The 1,375-nt window shown below is 67.9% G+C and carries 1 protein-coding gene; it reads left to right on the top strand.

Annotated elements, in window-relative coordinates; genetic code table 11:
* Positions 1-71: 71 nt before the first annotated feature.
* Positions 72-1,375: hypothetical protein (locus tag AB0N31_RS36530; protein WP_366062845.1), on the top strand; the 1,304-nt coding region annotated here is incomplete at its 3' end.

Here is a 1,375-nt window from a genome sequence, read left to right as displayed (position 1 = left end):
CGGATGTGGTGCCGGTGCCGCCGGGGCCGGTGCTGCGTCCGTTCAAGTTGGGGAATTTCGAGTTCACGAATTTGAATCAGACGGACCGGTATGTCGAGAAGGCGGCCCGGATCGTCGAGTTGCTCGACGAGCACGCCACGATCAGGGACTACGTCGGTGGTCGTCCGGTGCGTGTCACGTTGCGTCTGCGGACGACGGAGGCGCCGGCCGATGTGGTCGACCGGGGTGCCGAGGGTGTCGACATCAACCTGGCGAGTTACTACTTCGAGAAGTACGACACCGGTTACGTCATGGGCATGTTGGCGCATGAGATCGCTCTGCATCCGCTGGCCTCGCGGAACGGGAACATCGCGAAGGAGGAGGATCTGTTCGCGGGGATGCCGTTCCAGGTGCCGGGTCTGGAGTCGTTGAAGACGCCGCGTTTCATGAACACGGTGGGTTCGGGTCAGGCGGATCACATCATGGCGGCGCTGCCGGAGTCGATCCGGCACGGTATTTACCGTGACGCGGTGGTGGAGATGGCGCGGGTGCTGGAGCAGCGTGCGCGGGTGGGTGTGCAGGGTGCCAAGGCGAAGGACGTCACGGACCTGTTCGACACGTACCTGATGGATCTGGCGTCCATCGCGGTGACGAACGACCATCGGGGTCGGGCGGTGACGGACCCGGCGTACACGGCGAGGTCGTACAACGCGTACAAGGCCCTGCTGGACGCGCATCTGCCGCAGGACGGTCGCCTGCGTGCCCTGCTGCCCGCCGACAAGGGCCGGTGGGGTGTGCTGGGCGACTTCGCCCAGCTCGCCACCAGCGTGGGGACGAACAACCGCGGCGACAGCATCCAGCAACCCGCCCCCACCGGCGAGGCCCGCCCCCGACTCCCACAGGGAAGCACCGGCGACCAGCAGACCGAAGAAACCGTGAACGGGCAGGTCCTGCCGCTGCCGCAAGGTGCGCGTGACGGCCGTCCGCGATTCGTGGTGCGGTCGGGCTTCGACGCCCGCCGGTTCACGCACGCCGGTGATCCCGTCACCGACCTGACCGTCAGGGTCGCGTTCCGTGGCACGGGGGAGCAGGGCGCGCGGGTGCGCGAGCGGCTCGACGCGGGCGTGGCCCAGTTCCTGAACGATCCCGGTTACCGGTTGCCGAACGGTGACCGGTTGCACGTGACGGTGGAATACGTCGACCCGGCCGGTTCGCCGCATCTGACGGTGGATCTGGTGGGCCGGGACCGGGCGATGGACCAGGTGTCGTGGTGGGCGGATGCCGATCCGGTGCAGTTGGTGCACGAGCTGACGCATCAGCTGGGTCTGCGGGACGAGTACCGGGACGCCGATGCCCCGCACCGCCCGCACGTTCCCGGCAGCCTGCTCGGCGACCT

The organism is Streptomyces sp. NPDC051051, from assembly GCF_040682975.1.
Lineage (GTDB): Bacteria > Actinomycetota > Actinomycetes > Streptomycetales > Streptomycetaceae > Streptomyces.
The sequence above is the reverse complement of the archived record's forward strand: the minus strand, read 5'-3'. Positions and strand labels throughout refer to the sequence as shown.